13 protein-coding genes are annotated in these 18,192 nt (G+C 60.3%); 12 read left to right on the top strand and 1 reads right to left on the bottom strand.

Features of this window, described 5'->3' with window-relative positions:
• The 9 genes from QP363_RS12290 to QP363_RS12250 form a co-directional block, all read left to right on the top strand.
• On the top strand, nucleotides 1-1,250 hold a 1,250-nt coding region (locus QP363_RS12290), incomplete at its 5' end, for a WHG domain-containing protein (RefSeq protein ID WP_284764708.1).
• Between the two features lie 260 nt (nucleotides 1,251-1,510).
• Nucleotides 1,511-4,072 carry an ATP-dependent chaperone ClpB gene (gene clpB / locus QP363_RS12285; protein ID WP_070644546.1) on the top strand — a complete coding sequence of 854 codons (2,562 nt, stop codon included), beginning with the start codon at nucleotides 1,511-1,513 and terminating at the stop codon, nucleotides 4,070-4,072.
• A 95-nt stretch (nucleotides 4,073-4,167) separates the two neighbouring features.
• Entirely contained in the window at nucleotides 4,168-5,019 is an 852-nt protein-coding gene (locus QP363_RS12280) for a sulfurtransferase (protein ID WP_284764707.1), read from the top strand.
• A 64-nt stretch (nucleotides 5,020-5,083) separates the two neighbouring features.
• Nucleotides 5,084-6,331 carry a hypothetical protein gene (locus tag QP363_RS12275; RefSeq protein ID WP_284764706.1) on the top strand — a complete coding sequence of 416 codons (1,248 nt, stop codon included), beginning with the start codon at nucleotides 5,084-5,086 and terminating at the stop codon, nucleotides 6,329-6,331.
• A 148-nt stretch (nucleotides 6,332-6,479) separates the two neighbouring features.
• The gene (gene pyrE, locus QP363_RS12270) at nucleotides 6,480-7,025 is read left to right on the top strand and encodes an orotate phosphoribosyltransferase (RefSeq protein WP_010188690.1); all 546 of its coding nucleotides are present in this window, start codon (nucleotides 6,480-6,482) and stop codon (nucleotides 7,023-7,025) included.
• Nucleotides 7,018-7,692, top strand: a complete 675-nt coding sequence (locus QP363_RS12265; RefSeq protein ID WP_070448055.1) for a TrmH family RNA methyltransferase — start codon at nucleotides 7,018-7,020, stop codon at nucleotides 7,690-7,692. The genes pyrE and QP363_RS12265 overlap by 8 nt, the downstream gene beginning before the upstream one ends.
• 63 nt (nucleotides 7,693-7,755) lie before the next feature.
• Nucleotides 7,756-8,955, top strand: a complete 1,200-nt coding sequence (locus QP363_RS12260) for a glycoside hydrolase family 76 protein (RefSeq protein WP_010188694.1) — start codon at nucleotides 7,756-7,758, stop codon at nucleotides 8,953-8,955.
• A 182-nt stretch (nucleotides 8,956-9,137) separates the two neighbouring features.
• Nucleotides 9,138-10,172 carry a class II fructose-bisphosphate aldolase gene (gene fbaA, locus QP363_RS12255; protein WP_010188696.1) on the top strand — a complete coding sequence of 345 codons (1,035 nt, stop codon included), beginning with the start codon at nucleotides 9,138-9,140 and terminating at the stop codon, nucleotides 10,170-10,172.
• A gap of 140 nt (nucleotides 10,173-10,312) precedes the next feature.
• Nucleotides 10,313-11,533, top strand: coding sequence for an aromatic acid exporter family protein (locus QP363_RS12250; protein WP_284764705.1), 1,221 nt, complete (start codon nucleotides 10,313-10,315; stop codon nucleotides 11,531-11,533).
• A 28-nt stretch (nucleotides 11,534-11,561) separates the two neighbouring features.
• On the opposite strand, the gene QP363_RS12245 is transcribed toward QP363_RS12250, so the two are convergent.
• Nucleotides 11,562-12,479, bottom strand: coding sequence for a hypothetical protein (locus QP363_RS12245; RefSeq protein ID WP_284764704.1), 918 nt, complete (start codon nucleotides 12,477-12,479; stop codon nucleotides 11,562-11,564).
• Nucleotides 12,480-12,668: 189 nt separating this feature from the next.
• Here QP363_RS12245 and QP363_RS12240 point away from each other — a divergent pair, with 189 nt between their 5' ends.
• The 3 genes from QP363_RS12240 to QP363_RS12230 form a co-directional block, all read left to right on the top strand.
• Entirely contained in the window at nucleotides 12,669-13,760 is a 1,092-nt protein-coding gene (locus QP363_RS12240) for a hypothetical protein (protein ID WP_284764703.1), read from the top strand.
• A gap of 149 nt (nucleotides 13,761-13,909) precedes the next feature.
• Nucleotides 13,910-15,202: an adenylosuccinate synthase gene (locus QP363_RS12235; protein WP_070730697.1), complete on the top strand. Its 1,293-nt coding sequence runs from the start codon at nucleotides 13,910-13,912 to the stop codon at nucleotides 15,200-15,202.
• A 597-nt stretch (nucleotides 15,203-15,799) separates the two neighbouring features.
• On the top strand, nucleotides 15,800-18,192 hold a 2,393-nt coding region (locus QP363_RS12230), incomplete at its 3' end, for a Rib/alpha-like domain-containing protein (RefSeq protein WP_284764702.1).

The raw sequence follows: 18,192 nt of genomic DNA, 5'->3' as shown, positions 1-18,192 counted from the left end.
GCGAGGCAATCGTGCACGCGCTTCCTGATTACGTAACTGAGCGGAAAGTTAAGTTCCTCGAGGAAACGCTCGATGCTGCTCCTGGTTACGCCGATCTTTTTACTAAGCTGACCACTTTTATTGAGGCCTACTACGAGTACGCCGAGCGCGAGCCGGAGCTGTTCCGCTACCTCTTTGAGAAGAAGGCCTATGTCTACGAGGGTGAATGGTGTGCTCTTTTGCGGGGAAACTTATCCCACAACCGCACCTTGGACCTGATCTATGAAAACATCTCGCTCATCGCGGCCGAGGAGAAGCTTAAGGTAGGAAGCGATGTGTGCTTTCAAACGTTGGCGCGGCTGAGCGTAGCCACCTTGGCTACCGTCCACGGTATGGCGCACCTGAGTGTTTTGGGTGTGCTGCGGCACCAGCACTCGGTGGTGCGACGCTTTAACCTCCGTGAAGTATGTAAAGCACTCATTGGAACCCTGTTCAAGGCTGCAGAGTTCTTGGAGATGCCGGATCTGTGTAGCCCGATGCAGGAGTATCGCGCGTTGCTCGCCGGGTTTGTTCCGGACCGCGATATTTTGTTGGACATCTCCGCGATTGAGGACTTGCAGGAACTTTCCACAGAGCGGGCACGCATGGCTGTTAAGGAACGTGCCATCCAGCTGGCAGCGCGGGAAGGGCTGCAGTACGTGACCATTGAGAACGTGGCCGAGTATTTCGGTGTCTCCGATTTTTTCGTTGCTTCGCTGGTGGACAATGACTTCGTTTTGCGCGAATCCGTTGAGCGGGAAACCGACTGCGAGCTTGAAGCCTACAGTCTCTACCTGCTGGAGCGGCTGCCGGAGGGTGCATCGGCCGTCGACAAGCTCCTGTGCGTTGCGGTGGCCTATTTCCACTATGCGGTGACCTTCCCCGAACGCTATAGCGCCTGCATTGCTACTGCCTCCGGCTCCGTGGTGCCGTTGAGTGAGGACGGTGAGGAGCAAACCCAGATGGGTGAGTCCTTCGCGCTGCTGATGCAGTTTGCCCGTGAGGCGCTGCGAGAGGCCGGCTATGCGCCGGAGGACCGCTTGGTTTACATCAAGAACCTCACCCTGTGGGCCGGTGCTGACGGCATGTGCCACTTGGCGTCGATGGGTGAGTTTCGAGATATCGACCTCGAACAGAAGTGGTCCCTCTATTACTTTGTCACGGCCGTGGTTCTCGCGTCCTTTTCCTACGACCTTCCAGAGGAGCAACCACAAGCCTCTCAGTCGGCTTAAGCATTTACCGCACCGGTCCCTCCGCACCGTTGCACCCAGCAGGGCGGTGGGGCTGGTTTTCTTATGCCTATGGCCTGCCAAGCGGGCAGAAGAAAAACTTGAGTGAAGCCCTATCAACCCGGTCGGGGGTGGTTGGTTTAAAAAACTTCTAGTTGAGTGGAACAGACTCAAGTTCTGTAGCGTTATAGACAGTGAAGCTTCCTTCCCTGCTGTAGCCGCAGGGAAGTTTGAATAAACGCTAGAAACGGAGAAACACAACAATGAGTTCTTTTAACCCCACCACTAAAACTCAGGAGGCCCTGCAGCAAGCACTGCAGACGGCTTCCGCCAACGGTAACCCGGACATCCGCCCGGCACACCTCTTAGCAGCCATCCTTGAGCAGAAGGACGGCATTGCCGCCCCAGTGCTCAAGGCCACCGGTGTGGATCCGGAGACGGTGCTCAAGGAGGCACGCCAGCTTATCGGCGCCCTCCCGAAGGCCGAGGGCGCCAACATGGCGAACCCGAACTTTAACCGCGACGCCCTCAACGTCCTCACCCGCGCCCAGGAGCTGGCCGGCGAGCTTGGTGATGAGTACGTCTCCACCGAGGTTTTGCTTGCAGCTATTGCGGGCTCGAAGACGGATGCCGCGGAGCTGCTGACCTCCCGGGGTGCCACTTACGACGCGCTCAAGGGCGCTTTCCCCTCCGTGCGTGGTGCAGCCAAGGTGACCTCGGAGAACCCCGAGGAGCAGTTCCAGGCTCTGGAGAAGTACGCCACGGACCTCACCGCCCGTGCCCGCGAAGGCAAGATTGACCCGGTCATCGGCCGTGATCAGGAGATCCGCCGCGTGGTCCAGGTTCTTAGCCGCCGCACGAAGAATAACCCGGTGCTCATCGGTGAGCCCGGTGTGGGTAAGACCGCCATCGTGGAGGGCTTGGCCCGCCGTATCGTGGCGGGTGACGTACCGGAATCCCTCAAGGGCAAGACGCTGCTGAGCCTGGACCTTGGCTCCATGGTCGCCGGCGCGAAGTACCGCGGCGAGTTCGAGGAGCGCCTCAAGGCTGTGCTCGATGAGATTAAGGCTTCCGATGGACAGATCATCACCTTCATCGATGAGCTGCACACCATCGTCGGAGCCGGCGCCACCGGTGAAGGTTCCATGGATGCCGGCAACATGATTAAGCCCATGCTGGCCCGCGGCGAGCTGCGCCTGGTCGGTGCCACCACCCTCGATGAATACCGCAAGTACATCGAGAAGGACGCCGCCCTGGAGCGCCGCTTCCAGCAGGTCTACGCCGCTGAGCCCTCCGTGGAGGACACCATCGGTATCCTCCGTGGCCTCAAGGAGCGCTACGAGGTGCACCATGGCGTGCGTATCCAGGACTCGGCCTTGGTCTCTGCCGCTGAGCTCTCGCACCGTTACATCACCAACCGCTTCCTGCCGGATAAGGCCATCGACTTGGTTGATGAGGCAGGCTCTCGCCTGCGCATGGAGATTGACTCCTCCCCGCAGGAGATTGATGAGCTGGAGCGCATCGTGCGCCGCCTCGAGATTGAGGAGCTGGCTCTGAAGAAGGAATCGGACGCCGCCTCGAAGGACCGCCTGACTGCCCTTCAGCAGGAGCTGGCTGATGAGCGCGAGAAGCTCGGTGAGCTCAAGGCCCGCTGGGCCAATGAGAAGAAGGCCATCGATGATGTGCAGACCATCAAGGAACAACTGGAGGATCTGCGCCGCCAGGCAGAGATTGCGGAGCGCGATGGTGACCTAGCACTGGCCTCCGAGATCAACTACGGCAAGATGCCACCGCTGGAGAAGGACCTGGCTGCCGCCGAGGAGAAGGCTCAGCAGCAGCACAACACCATGCTCAGCGAGGAGGTCACTCCGGATACCATCGCAGAGGTTGTCTCCGCCTGGACCGGTATTCCGGCCGGCAAGATGCTGCAGGGTGAGACCGAGAAGCTGCTCAACATGGAGTCTGTGCTGGGGCAGCGCGTGGTGGGCCAGAAGGAGGCCGTCACCGCGGTGTCCGACGCCGTGCGCCGCGCCCGCGCCGGTGTGGCTGACCCGAACCGTCCGACCGGTTCCTTCCTCTTCCTGGGCCCGACCGGCGTGGGTAAGACGGAGCTGGCGAAGGCTTTGGCGGACTTCCTCTTTGACGATGAATCCGCCATGGTTCGCATCGATATGTCCGAGTTCGGTGAGAAGCACTCCGTCGCTCGCCTCGTCGGTGCCCCTCCGGGATACGTGGGCTATGACGCCGGTGGACAGCTCACGGAGGCGGTGCGTCGCCGTCCGTACACGCTGGTGCTTTTCGACGAAGTCGAGAAGGCCCACCCGGATGTCTTCGACGTGCTGCTCCAGGTGCTCGATGAAGGCCGCCTGACCGATGGCCAGGGCCGTACCGTGGACTTCCGCAACACGGTCATCATCCTGACCTCGAACCTGGGTGCCGGCGGCACCAAGGAGGAGGTCATGGAGGCAGTCAAGCGCAGCTTCAAACCGGAGTTCATCAACCGTCTTGATGATGTGGTGATGTTTGAGCCGCTGACCTCGGATCTGCTCTCCGGCATCGTGGACATCCAGCTCAAGGGCTTGGCCGAGCGCCTGTCCGGCCGCCGCCTGACGCTGCAGGTCTCCGACGCGGCCAAGCTGTGGCTGGCGGAGCGCGGTTATGACCCGGCCTATGGTGCCCGCCCGTTGCGCCGCCTGATTCAGCAGGCCATCGGTGACCAGCTGGCCAAGAAGCTCCTGGCCGGTGACATCGTGGACGGCGATACCGTGCACGTTGACGTCGCCGACGGTGGCGAGCGCCTGGAGCTAGCTGCCCGCACCGCCTAAGGCACCGACTAAACCGGTGAGCGCGATTAGCGCTCACCGCGCTCACCGCGTTCATCGGTCGCCACTCTTCGCTCATGCCCCTATGATCTAGGGACATGAGCATTTTGATCTCCCCTCACGAGTTGAGTGAGAAGATTTACCGCGGTGATAAGACGACCATCCTCGCTTCCCTCTGGGCTCCAGGGGAAGGCGAGGCCTTCAATCAGTTTTCCTCCCTCCACATTCCGACTGCCCAGTACGCCGACGCCGCTTCAGCCTTCGTGGGCCTGCCCGGCTCCAAGGTAGGGCGCAACCCACTCCCGCAGACCGAGAAGATTCAAGAGTGGATCGACCTCTGGGGTCTAGAGGAGGACAGCGAAGTCGTTGTCTACGACGAAGGCCGCGGACTCTTCGCTGGCCGTGCGTGGTGGACGCTGCGCTGGGCGGGCATCCACAACGTCCGCATCCTCGACGGCGGCCTGTCAAACTGGCGTGCCCAGTCCCTGCCCACCCTTACCGGCCCGGGTAACTTGGGCATGCCCTCGGACTTTGAAGTGACCACGGGGTCGATGCCCACGGCCACCATCGATGAGGTCAGGGAGCACAAGGGCCTGCTTCTCGACGTTCGCACGCGCAACCGCTTCGCCGGCCGCCGCGAGAACCTCGACTTGAAGGCCGGCCACATCCCGGGTGCAGTCAACCTTCCGGAGCGCCTCTTTCACACGCAGGACGTCACCGTGTGGAAGTCCAAGGAAGAAATCCTCGAAATCCTTGAGCAGCACGGCGTGACCAAGGAAAACGTGGACGGCGCCATCATCTACTCCGGCTCCGGTAACCACTCCGCGCTTACCATCGCCGTGCTGGAACACGTGGGCTTTACCGGCTTGCGCCACTTCGTGGGTGGATGGTCGCAGTGGTCAGCCAACCCGAAGAATCCGGTGGAGCGTGGCGACCGCGAGCACGTCTAGAATCCGCGCGTGACCAGCGCGTCAGCGCAGATCGAGCGCGCTGGGCGATTAGAGTCAGGCAGTGATGCCTTTCGTACTCTTATCCCTCGCCGCCGTCGCGCTCGTGGCTGGTCTCATCGTGCTCTGGTTGGATCACCGCCAGCGCGCCGCGCTCTCCGCCGACGAAACCACCACAGCGGCCGATACCGCTGCGCCTGAACTCACCCCTGACTCCCCCTCAGAGCCCGCGCTCGCCGAGGAACCCGCGCTCGCCGAGGAACCCGCGCTCGCCGAGGAACCTGAGCCTGCTCCAGAGCCCGACATCATTACCGAGCCGGAGCCAGAACCCGTGGCTGAGCCGGCAACCGAGCCAACTGCGGATGCCGCTGAAGAACCGGCCGCCGCTGAGCCCAGTGAGGAACCGGCGGCCGAACCGCAGGCTGCCGCACCCAGCTTTGCGGAGCGCGCAGAGCGCGCCAAGTACCTCGTGCCGGGCAGTGCCCGCCGTGAGCGCAAGGCCTTTGGCCAGCAGCGCGGCTGGGAATACCTCAAGCATGATTCCTACCTGGCGGATGAGTGGACCCGCGGCGCTGCCGCCCGCGGCCACGAACCCCGCGACATCGTCGCCGGAACTGTCCGGGGGCACGAGACGCTGCTCTTCGATATGGGTGCTATCCCCGTCATGGCTATGCGCACCGGCGCGGCCTCCGATATCGTGGTGGATTTCCGCCGCGAAGGCGAGGAGATCGAAAACCTCTCCGAGGATCTGTTGTACGTGCGTGAGGAGGAAGGCTTCGAGGTTTTCGCCTCCGATGCTGGCGTGGGCCAGCGCTTCATCGATACCCGAGTGAGTACGGCGTTGAATCATCTACCCGCCGCGGTGACTGCCGTGTGGCTGGAAGGGGAGTGGGTGCTGGCCCAAACTACCCGGCAGGCCCGCAGCGCTGAGTGGGAAGAGCTGCTCGAACCGCTGTCGCTGCTCGCCGATGCTGCTCGCGTTCTTCCACCGCGCTCCGAAGCCGCTCAGGTCCTGCGCGTCGATGAGCTGGACCCCAGCCGCGACATCCCGGAACCTCCGCAGCCGGAACCCACCGGGCCCACGGCGGTTCCGGACCGCGATGATTCCCTCGACGCCCCCACCATCCAGCGCCCCACCGAGCCGGTGGTCATGCCGAGCCGCACCACCAGCGAGGCCCGCGGCACCATTGACCACTCCAGCCTGGGTGCGGATGAAGTCGACGCGATTGCCGATGGCCACGAGCGCCCCACCCACGAAAACAATCAGGCCCGCCTGCCGCGCCGCTTCGATGGCGGCTCCTCCATCTTCGACTAGACCCGCCAGCCTGCCGCCGCGGCGAGGCGCCGCAGCCAGGTGTCACAGCCGAGCACCAGCACTAGTCGCGGGCAACCGTGCGGGAAGAGGGTAAACTACAGAGCGGATTTTTCACGGCCGAACAGCCACAGACTTTAAGGAGCGAGCGATGAGCCTGGATCAGCAGAAGAAGCAACGCCTAGCAGAACTGGTGAAGGAGCTGGCCGTCGTCCACGGCAAGGTCACGCTGTCCTCTGGCAAGGAGGCTGACTACTACGTGGACCTGCGCCGCGCCACCCTGCAACACGAGGCCTCGCGCCTTATCGGCTCGCTGCTGCGTGAGCTCACCGCTGACTGGGATTATGCTGCCGCCGGTGGCCTGACCATGGGCGCGGACCCGGTCGCGCTGTCCATCATGCATGCCGATGGCCGCGATATCGACGCCTTCGTTGTTCGCAAGGAAGCCAAGAAGCACGGCATGCAGCGTCAGATTGAGGGCTTCAACGTCGAGGGCCAGAAGGTGCTCGTTGTCGAGGACACCACCACGACCGGCAACTCGCCGCTGACCGCCGTGAAGGCTCTTCGTAAGGCAGGCGCCGAGGTCGTCGGAGTGGCCACCGTGGTGGACCGCAACACCGATGCCGGCGCAGCCATTGCCGCCGAGGGCCTGGAATACCGCTACCTGCTGGGCCTTGAGGATCTTGACCTTGCCTAAGCCCGAGGAAGAGGCGGCAGCCAAAGGCCCCACCGAGTGGAACGAGGGCCGCCACGGTGTTGGCCCGTGGGAAGGCCCGCTGCCCGAAGGCCCCGAAGCGGAGAAATACGATCCCGAACTGCTCGCGGAGGGGGATCGCCGCAATGTCGTCGATGCCTACCGTTACTGGACACGCGAGGCGATCCGGGAGGATATCGATAAGCGCCGGCATGCGCTGCACATCGCCATCGAGAACTTCGAAAACGATTCCAACATCGGCACCGTGGTGCGCACTGCCAACGCCTTTGCCGTCGACACCGTCCACATTGTGGGACGCCGCCGCTGGAACCGGCGCGGCGCCATGGTCACCGACAGGTACCAGCACCTCATGCACCACGCGGATGTTACTGAGCTGATGGCCTGGGCGGCGGACCAGGAACTGACCGTCGTGGCCATCGATAACACCCCCGGGTGTGTCCCCCTAGAAACCGCTGAGCTGCCTGAGCGCTGTCTGCTCCTCTTCGGACAGGAAGGCCCAGGCGTCAGCCCGGAAGCCCAGGACGCAGCAGTAATGACCTGCTCAATCGCGCAATTTGGTTCTACTCGCTCCATCAACGCGGGCGTGGCCGCAGGCATTGCCATGCATGCATGGATTCGGCAGCACGCCGATTTATCAAAAGCTTGGTGAGATCCCGCGCACTGTGTTTACATCTAGGTAACGAATTCACATTGTGAGAATGATGAGACAAAAGTGTTAGAGAAATGGTCCCACCGCGCCGACCTTGCGGAAACAGCCATCAATGAGCGTCACGCGCAGGCCGTGTGGGGCTTGCCCCGTACCAACCTTGCCGTGGTGAGTTGGCCACCCACCACCAAGGAATCACTCTTTGTGCATTGGCATTATTGGTGGCAGGCGCATTATCTGGACTGTCTTGTTGATGCGGCCCTGCGCAAAAACACCAAAGCCCGCCGCGCGCGCATCGCTGACACCATCCGCGGCATCCATGTGCGCAATCTCCGTGCGCTGACGAAGAACCGCTACTACGACGACAAAGCATGGCTCGCCCTAGCCATCGCCCGGGCCGGTGAGCTCAAGAAGCAGCGCCCCTACAAGAAGTTGGGCACCCTGCAGCACAACATCCGCGATGGCATCGACACCCAGGTCGGCGTGCTGCCCTGGCGCGAAGGCGAGACCTTCCTCAACGTCCCCTCGAACGGGCCGGGCGCCATCATGCTGGCCCGCATGGGGCGCGTGGACGAGGCCCGCCACATCGTGGACTGGATCTACGATCACTTGATTGACGACGATGGCTTCGTCATGGACGGCATCCGCATGCGTATGGATGGGCAGGAGATCGTCCGCAACATCCACCCCTACTGCCAAGGCGTGGTGCTCGGTGCCTGCTTGGAAATCGTGCTGGCGCTGCGGGAGAAGACCGGCCTGCGCTCCGTGGAGGATATCGACTCCGTCCACGAGGCAGAACTCGCCGCGGACATGATGGATTACACCACTCGCATCCGTGGCCTAGTCCAAGCGGTGGCCACGGGCATGGCGACGTACACGGGCGTCATCGACTGGCAGACTGGCGACGGCGACGGCGGCCTCTTCAAGGGCATCCTTGCTCGCTACCTCGCGGACGTGGCGGTCCGCCTGCCGGGCGATTCTCCGGCCAACCGCGCGACGAAGAAGCTGGCCGCTCGCCTCGTGACGGCCTCGGCGGAATCCGTGTGGGAACACCGCCTAGAGGTAGACGGCTTGCCCATCTTCGGTTCCGATTGGACCGCGGATGCGAAGCTTCCCCATAACTACGGTTTCGGCCCCTCGTCATTGAGCCAGAAGATGGGCATTATCCGCGTGGCTGAGCGCGATTTGTCCGTTCAATTGTCCGGTTGGATGTTGTTGGAGGCCTGCACCCGGATTGTGAAGTACAAGTCAGAATCCAAGAAATAGCAGCGTTTCCCCAGGTGGTCGGGGGATTCCTGCCCATGCGGAGCGGTGTTTAAGTGAGGTCACATCGCATCTCGCGGCGGAAAACCACAATAACAGGCATACTTGGGTGTTGGAACGTGTTGTTTCGCTGGTTTGTGAGACGGCACGGCTTACTGCACAGCAACTCCAAAGGATGGAATTTCATGCCTATTGCAACCCCTGAGGTTTATAACCAGATGCTGGATACCGCCAAGAAGGGCGGCTTCGCATTCCCGGCAATCAACTGCACCTCCTCCGAAACCATCAACGCCGCTCTCCGCGGCTTCGCCGAGGCTGAGTCCGACGGCATCATCCAGTTCTCCACCGGCGGCGCGGAGTTCGGTTCCGGCCTGTCCGTGAAGAACAAGGTTGCCGGCGCTAAGGCACTGGCTGCCTTCGCTCACGAGGCTGCTCAGCACTACGGCATTAACGTTGCGCTGCACACTGACCACTGCCAGAAGGAAGTTCTGGATGAGTACGTGCGTCCGCTGATCGCCTTCTCCCAGGAGCGCGTTGACCGCGGCGAGCTGCCGCTCTTCCAGTCCCACATGTGGGATGGCTCCGCTATCCCGATCGATGAGAACCTCGTGATCGCTCAGGAGCTCCTCGAGAAGGCCCACAACGCCAACATCATCCTCGAGGTTGAGATCGGCGTCGTTGGCGGCGAAGAGGACGGCGTTGAGGCCAAGGCCGGCGCGAACCTCTACACCTCTCCGGAGGACTTTGAAAAGACCGTTGATGCCCTCGGTACCGGTGAGAAGGGTCGCTACCTGCTGGCCGCTACCTTCGGCAACGTCCACGGCGTCTACAAGCCGGGCAACGTGAAGCTGCGCCCGGAGGTTCTGGATGAGGGCCAGAAGGTTGCTGTGAAGAAGCTCGGCCTGGAGGAAGGCTCCCAGCCCTTCGACTTCGTCTTCCACGGTGGCTCCGGCTCCGAGAAGGAAAAGATTGAAGAGGCTCTGCGCTACGGCGTCATCAAGATGAACGTTGACACCGATACCCAGTATGCCTTCACCAACCCGGTTGCACGCCACATGTTCGCTAACTATGACGGCGTCTTCAAGATCGACGGCGAGGTGGGCAACAAGAAGGTCTACGACCCGCGCTCCTACCTCAAGAAGGCTGAGCAGGGTATGGCTGACCGCGTTGTTGAGGCCTGCCAGGACCTGCACTCCGTGGGCAAGACCGTTTCTAAGTAAACCCACACCAACTGGATGACGCTGCTGAGCAGCCGCCGGCGCTGAGCGGCGTCATCACATGCCAACAAGCCATCCCTCACCCACGAGGGGTGGCTTTGTTCATCCAAACCCGCCGCCAGAACGCGTAAAATACCGGAGTCATGGAAGCGCAAGAGTCATCGTCGAGTTCGTCAAGTACCGTCAAGCGCGTTCGCAAAACTACCCGCGAGCAGCTGCGGTTGGTGGATAAATCCCTCAAGGCGCGCCTCACACGCATCCGTAACCGGCTCGTGTTTATGCTTCAGTGCACGATAGGCGCTGGTTTGGCCTTCTATGTTGCGCACGATTTCTTCGGCCACGAGCAACCTTTCTTCGCACCGATGGCCGTGATCATCATCCTGGGCCTATCTGGCAACGATCGCCTCAAGCGCGCCATCGACATGTCCATTGGCGGCATCGTGGGCGTGCTGGTGGGCACGCTGCTTGTCGATGCCCTCGGGACCGGGCCTATCCATATGACCATCATCATCGGGTTGGCCCTGATTATCGGCTCCTTTGTCACCAGCTCGCAGCTGGTGAGCAACCAGATCGTCATCGCGGCCATCCTCATCGCCACGATTCTTCCACCGGAAGAAATGGGCGGCATCTCCCGTGCCATTGACGCCATCATCGGCGCGGTCATTGGCCTCACAATGATTGTGCTGATTCCCTCCTCGCCCTTGCGCGCGGGCCGCTCGGAAGTCTCGAAGGTCTTAGGCATTACCTCCCTGGTCCTTTCCGACGTTGCCAAGGGGCTGGAAGAAAATGATCCCGAAACCATCACTGAGGCCCGCGACGCCGTGCGCGGCACGCAGGATGACATCAACAACATGCTCAACGCCACCAAGGGCGGCGCGGAAACCGCACGTTTGTCGCCCTTCCTGTGGAGCACGCAGCGCACCGTGCGCTCCCTGGAGCGCATCCTCACTCCTGTTGACAACATGGTCCGCGGCACCCGCGTGCTCTCCCGCCGTGCGCTTGTTCTCGCCGAGGACGGTGACCAAGCCACCGCCGAGCAAGTTGAGATCATCGACGAACTTGCTGAAATCACGATGGAGCTCTCCGACCTCTATACCCACCAAACAGCGCATGAGCGCCGCGTGGATGAGGCACAAGCCATTCCGGAGATCGTCAACCGCTTACGCCAGCTGGGCGCCCGCTGCTCGGTCGACGTTGCCGGCGAGGAGGCGGTGCTCTCCGCCTATGCCGTACTGGCCCAGACGCGCTCCATCATCGTGGACCTGCTCATGGTGTGCGGCATGTCCCGTGAGTCAGCCGTGGCGCAGCTCGTGCCCACCTCCAAGCACCCGGCCTATCCGCCGGAGGTCTGGGAAGAGGATTAGGGCTAAACCTGAGGCTCAGGCTTGCTGTCTAGGGTCGCACTATCTGCAGATCCCGCAGGTGACGGTAAAACGTCACTCGCTTGACCGGCCGCTTGGCGCGGACTCCATCGACGCTCACGCTTAGTGACGGCCCCCCGGCCTGCACCGCCCGGCCCTGTATGACGCTGGCGGGGTCGAGCTGCCCCGGCTGGGCAGACTTGCGCAGGCGGGCGAAGAGCCCACGGCGCGGCGCTGCGTCCGCCTCAAAACTCGTCACCGCCTTCGCCGCCACTATGCCTGGCGCATTCACCATCGGCACGAGCTTTGCCCCGAAGACCTCCTTCTCACGGTCTGCGCGCAGTAGTATGGCATCGTCGACGATAATTTCCCCGGTGATTTCCTCATTCGACCATTCCGCAATCGTTGCCGAACCGGCCACGGCAAGGCCCGCATCATTGCGGATGAGCGGCACCGGCTTGACCGGTGCGGTCAGGGCAAAGGAGAGCGCTTCCTCGACAACCGCGACCTGGTCGGCGAGACCCTGGCCCGTTTCGCTCGATTTCAGGCCCCAGTTCATCGCTGCGGTGGAGTGCTCCCCAATGGGGACGTAGCCCACCTCGGCCCACAGGTAATCCGCTCGCATCATGCGGGTCAGTACGGCGCTAAGAGCGGCATCGCTACCGATCACCACGATGCGCAGCGACTCGTGCAGGAATGGGGCTTGCGGTGCTGGCCCCGGTGCGCCGAGGTGGCTCACGTCCGGTTGCGCAGCTATCTCATCCAGCGATGGGGTGGGGTCCTCCGGCAGGATTTCCTTGGCCAGTGCATCAACAGCCTTCAGCTCTTGCCGGCTGGGAACCTCCGCGACGTGGAAGTGCTCGATACGTATTCCGCGCCGGGCAGTCTCAGTGAGTCTAGTGTGAGCGTCGTTGAGGTGGCCACCGCAGTCTAAAAGCGCACAGATCATACAAGAAGCATAGAAGCGTTGGAAGGGCTTGGCTAAAAAGCTCCTTCAGCGACGCACAAACAGCGGAGCTTTCCCCAGAAAAGTAGTGCGCGTCACATTCTGCCAGTAGGCTCCAAGGCAACGCCAAACTTCTTAATACTCAACTCTTCCACTCAATTCTTCTTTGTCTAACAGCTGGAGGTAATCACCATGTCCGCCCGTATGACAACCCTTGCGCTTGTATCCACCGCTGGTCTCTTGATGAGCTCGTGCAGCTTCCTGGGAGGCTCGCTAACTGAAACCGAGGAGCCGGCATTCACCGAAGCTGCCACTGAGTCGACGACGAGTTCTGTGATGACTACTTCTTCTAAGGCCACCTCGACGTCCAGCAGTGCATCCTCCTCAAGCGCCAACGCTGACTGCGACGAGAAGAAGGAACTCGAGGACACCAAACTCAGTAAGGTCCTAGAGAATGAAGAAGCCTACGTGAAGGGATCCACTGAGAAATTTGAAGACGTGAGCGTCGGTGAGGACGAATATGATTCCTGTAAATTCCTCAGCTATGTGGTGTTGGAAGGCGAGTTTGATGGGAAGGATGTCAAGGTTCCCGTCTTCTTTTCCAAGGGTGATCTCAGGGACGAGGATGCCCTCTACATCACGTCCTCTTCTTTAGAGGTGGAAGAGGATGGTGAAGGCTATACCTATGAGTCCGAGACTGATGGCGACATCGTCGGTGTCGAGGGCAAAGTAAACAAGCGTCCGGGCACCGAAGCCACGTCCATGGAAAATTCCTTCGACGGCGTGAACTCGGACATCTTCTTCATTGACATCAAGTCAGAACCCACCGACTCCGCGGAGCTAGCCCAGGATGAGGAGGATCTCCGCGGCGAAACGCTCTTCGATATTTCCGCTGATGGCTGGAACTTGGTGTGCGGTATTGATGCGTCTGAAAAGTCCATTGACTGTGCACATGGCGATGGCGGAGCCTGGGTCGTCAAAAGCGATAAGACTAACCTGCCGGAAGATATGGAATTCGATGTGGTGAGCCTCCGTCCGTTGGAGGGAGAAACCAGTTTCAACCAGGGCGGTGTCGACAACCTCCCAACTGATGGCAAGAAGATCGAAAGCAACGGTCTCTACCGAATCGGCGTCGATGACATCGAAGCCCAAATTGCCGTTGTTGACGATGGCGTCATTATCAGCACCCCAACCAATTCGAGGCTGATGTTCACCGATGACACTATCTTCATCGAAGAGAAAGACAAGGGCGACGGTGCTAATTCAAACACCGAAACCGCTTAGGAGGGCTTAAAGGAGATTCGAGACGAACCTCTCCCCGGTGTGCCGGCGCATCATTTCCTGACGAGCTTGTCACAAACTCAACACTGCACCAATATGGCGGGTAAAGTAGGTGCGTATTTGACTTCAATAAATAGGAAGTGACACCAAACATGGCAGCGATCGTCATCGTCGGCGCCCAATGGGGCGATGAAGGCAAGGGCAAGGCTACTGACATTCTCGGCGGCAAAGTCGATTACGTAGTTAAGCCCAACGGCGGTAACAATGCCGGCCACACCGTCGTGGTCGGCGGCGAGAAGTACGAGCTGAAGCTCCTTCCCGCCGGCATTCTTTCTGAAAACGCCACCCCGGTCCTGGGTAACGGCGTGGTGATTAACCTGGAGGCCCTTTTCGATGAAATCGATGGTCTCGAAGCCCGCGGCGCTAACGCTTCGCGCCTGAAGATTTCCGCCAACGCGCACCTCGTGGCGCCCTACCACCAGACCTTGGACCGCGTGCAGGAGCGCTTCCTGGGCAAGCGCGCCATCGGCACCACCGGCCGTGGTATTGGCCCGGCCTATGCCGATAAGGTCGCGCGCATCGGCATCCGCGTGCAGGACATCTTTGATGAGTCTATCCTGCGCCAGAAGGTTGAATCCGCCCTGGACATTAAGAACCAGATGCTGGTGAAGATGTACAACCGCAAGGCAATTGATCCGGAGCAGGTAGTGGAGTACTTCCTGAGCTACCGCGACCGCCTGCGCCCGATGGTTATTGAGGCTGAGCTGGAACTGAACCAGGCACTGGATGAAGGCAAGCACGTCCTCATGGAGGGCGGCCAAGCTACCATGCTGGACGTTGACCACGGCACCTACCCGTTCGTGACCTCCTCGAACCCGACTGCTGGCGGCGCTGCTGTGGGCTCCGGTATTGGCCCGACGCGCATTACTACCTCCCTGGGCATCATCAAGGCCTACACCACCCGTGTCGGCGCTGGTCCTTTCCCTACGGAGCTTTTCGACAAGTGGGGCGAGTACCTGCAGACCACCGGCGGCGAAATCGGCGTCAACACTGGCCGCAAGCGCCGCTGCGGCTGGTACGACTCTGTTATCGCCCGCTATGCCACCCGCGTCAACGGCTTCACGGATTACTTCCTGACCAAGTTGGATGTGCTCACCGGCATCGGTGAGATTCCTATCTGTGTGGCTTATGACGTTGATGGCAAGCGTTACGACGAGATGCCGCTGACCCAGTCTGAGTTCCACCACGCCGAGCCCATCTTTGAGACCATGCCGGCCTGGGACGAGGACATCACTGGCTGCCAGACCTTCGAGGAGCTCCCGCAGAAGGCTCAGGATTACGTCCTGCGCCTGGAGGAACTCTCGGGCTGCCGCATCTCCTACATCGGTGTTGGCCCCGGCCGCGACCAGACCATCGTGCGCCACGACGTCATGCAAGACCAGTAAGGCGCAGGCCGGTCCAAGATAAACCAACCTTAGGAACTGCCTAACGGCGACGGCGTTCCGTAGAAACAGTGCAACAACCACCGCCTCGTTTCTCCCACAGTATCGTGGACACAATTGTCGATATGCACGATACGGGGAGAGCGGGGCGGTTTGTGTTTCTGTGACAACATTTGTGCGCTCAATATGCCCTGCTTGGCGGCGCCTCCCGCAATCCCACCTGGCACAGCCTTGTATAAAACACCCCCGTTAGGAGTGCATTCCTGGGGCAAATGTTGCCAAAGCGACAATGTGATCTATTCAACAACTGCAGCCGCGTGTCGCAGTTGTTTGAAAAGAGCAGGTCAAACATGTGCTTTTTCTGGTCGACGACAGAAAGCTCCGTTCATGAAATTTTCAGGATGCCGTACGGTTTCTTTAATTCGTGAATGGGGCTAACATTGGAAGCGAGTTTGTTCATAGACCTTTGGGACCTCTGACCTTCTTCCAAGGTGTCTGAAATGAGCTGCTCTCGGTTGCGTAAGCCGGTTTTATCCCTTGCGCGGTCACGTCTCCCTAGCGTGATCACTCTTTCAAGACTTAAGGAAAGGACTTCTTGGTATGAACAAGAAGGAAATTAAGAGTACTGCTGTGCGCCGTCGCGGCACTACCATTGCTGCCGCTGCTCTCTCCGTGGCGCTGGTGGCGCCGTTTGTACACCCAGTTGTTTCCCCGCAGTCTGCAGCAGAAGCTCAGGCTCAGACTTCGGGCACGGTTGCTGCTACTCCGGTTACGGATCCGACCAAGATTATTGAAGCGGATGGTATCGCCAACGGTTACATCGGTAGTCGCTTTGATATGACCAACGCGCTGGCTACGCTCTCTGGTGTTGTCGGCCTGAAAGAAACGAGTGCGTCGAGTTCCCTCAAGGGGACTATGGGCATCAACGACGCCACCGTTTACATGCAGTTCAAGGATCGTGACGGCACGATTTCGCCGATTTTCTCCACGAAGTCTCACCAGCTTGGCAGCTCCAGCGGTAACTACGTGTTTGATCTTCGTGCGAAGGGCGAGGATGGCAACCTGCTTTCCCACCCGGACAGCGAGGTTCCGGGTGGTGAGTACTCTTTCGTCGATGCGAACGGCAAGCCGCACCTCTTCCGCGCACTCCGTGGTCAGGAATACCGCATTTGGGTCGATTCTCCGCTGAAGAACGAGGAAACCGGCAACGACCTGACTTACGTTCGCCAAGCTGGTGGCGGTGTGCCCGGTGCGTGGGCGCCGGTCACCCAGGGCACCGCAAACGGCGCGTTCTACTTTGAGAACTACAACATGCAGCGTACCGGTGTCTTCTTGGAAGAGCGCGCGCCGAGTGTTGACGAGAAGTCCTACATGGTGAGCCCGGACTTTTCCATGGATGAGGAAGGTTGGGCCCAGCCTTCCGGCACTAAGGCTCCGCGTTTCTCTTACTTTGGTCGCGTGTGGTCTGACGCTGAAGGCGGACCTGACCGTAATGAAACCGGTCCGCTCTACTGGTGGAAGGGCGATCAGCCGATCGAGGGTGCAAAGGTCTACGCCTCTGTGCTTTCCGACGAGGGTGTTGCCGAATTCGAGCGTCTAGCCATTGCCGATAAGCCATACCGTGAGCAGGCTGCCGCCACGAAGAGCATGATCGAAAACATGCGAGCTAACGGCAAGGAGCCGATCCTTAAGACCGTTGGTGCCGAAACCAATGCGGATGGCCGTTACACGATCCGCATGGGCGATGACATCGGACGTCGTATGAAGGATTACACGTACATCTGGGCTGAGAAGGACGGTAAGGTCCTCAACTCCTTCAGCGGCTTCCCCACGCCTGTCTTCCAAAGTGTAAATGCCAACTCGGGTGAGAACCCGAACTCCGACGGCGCAGTTGGCATTGCAAGTTTTACCAACCACCGTTGGTACAACATCAACTTCGCTGAGGTTCAGGCCGACATCGTTAATTTGGACATCGTTAATTACGATTCCTTCCTCAACCCGGCAGACCTTCCGGAAGGCATCAACAACCTTGAGCCGGCGAACATCAAGTTGACGGGCGCGCTGCCGTTCTCCGGTAACAACAAGATCCGCTGGATTGGTCCGGACGGTAAGCAGATTGGTGAAGACTGCGCGGTCGACACCCTAGCGGACGCAGCAAACTGCTCCCTGGCTCCCGAAGATTTCAATAACCCGGGCACCTATGTCGCACAGCTGGTGAATGCTTACGATGTCGTGGTTGGTCAGGATTCCTTCATTGCGGTGGATAAGGTTCGCCAGAACGGTGAATTTGAGCCGCAGTACGAGGACGCTACTGTTCCTGCCGGTAAGAAGACCACAGTGGATGCTCCGAAGGACAAGGACGGCCAGGAGATTCCGGAAGGAACCACCTTCGAGCCGGGCGGTCAGGTGACTGATCCGGAGGGCAACAAGGTCGACAAGCCGGAGTGGATCACGGTTAACCCGGATGGCTCGATCGAGGTCGAGCCGCCAAAGGATGCGAAGCCTGGCGACTACACGATTCCGGTCGTCGTGACCTACCCGGATGGTTCCCGCGAGACCATCGAGGCCAAGGTCACGGTTGAGAAGCCGGATGCTCCGGAATCCAAGAAGACCACCGTTGATGGTGATGTGAAGCCGGTCGATCCGTCGAATGATCCGCAGGACACTGGTGTCAAGGTCACCAACCCGGATGATGACACCAAGATCTCTGCTAAGGATGAGGATGGTAAGGACGTCCCGGTCGAGATTGACGAGGACGGCAAGGTCATCGTCACTCCGGGTACCGACGTTGACGGCCCGATCACGGTGACCATTACGGATCCGGATCTGCCGGACGGCAAGGTTGATGTTGAAGTTCCGGTTAACGGCCACGAAAAGGGCAAGGACGACAACGGTTCCGAAGAGACTCCGGCGCCAGATGCTTCTGTGGTGACGGATAAGGTCACTGTTGTTGAGGGTCAGGAGGCTGATCCGTTTGATACCGCTAAGGATGT

This window comes from Corynebacterium sp. UMB6689, from assembly GCF_030215295.1.
Lineage (GTDB): Bacteria > Actinomycetota > Actinomycetes > Mycobacteriales > Mycobacteriaceae > Corynebacterium > Corynebacterium aurimucosum.
The sequence above is the reverse complement of the archived record's forward strand: the minus strand, read 5'-3'. Positions and strand labels throughout refer to the sequence as shown.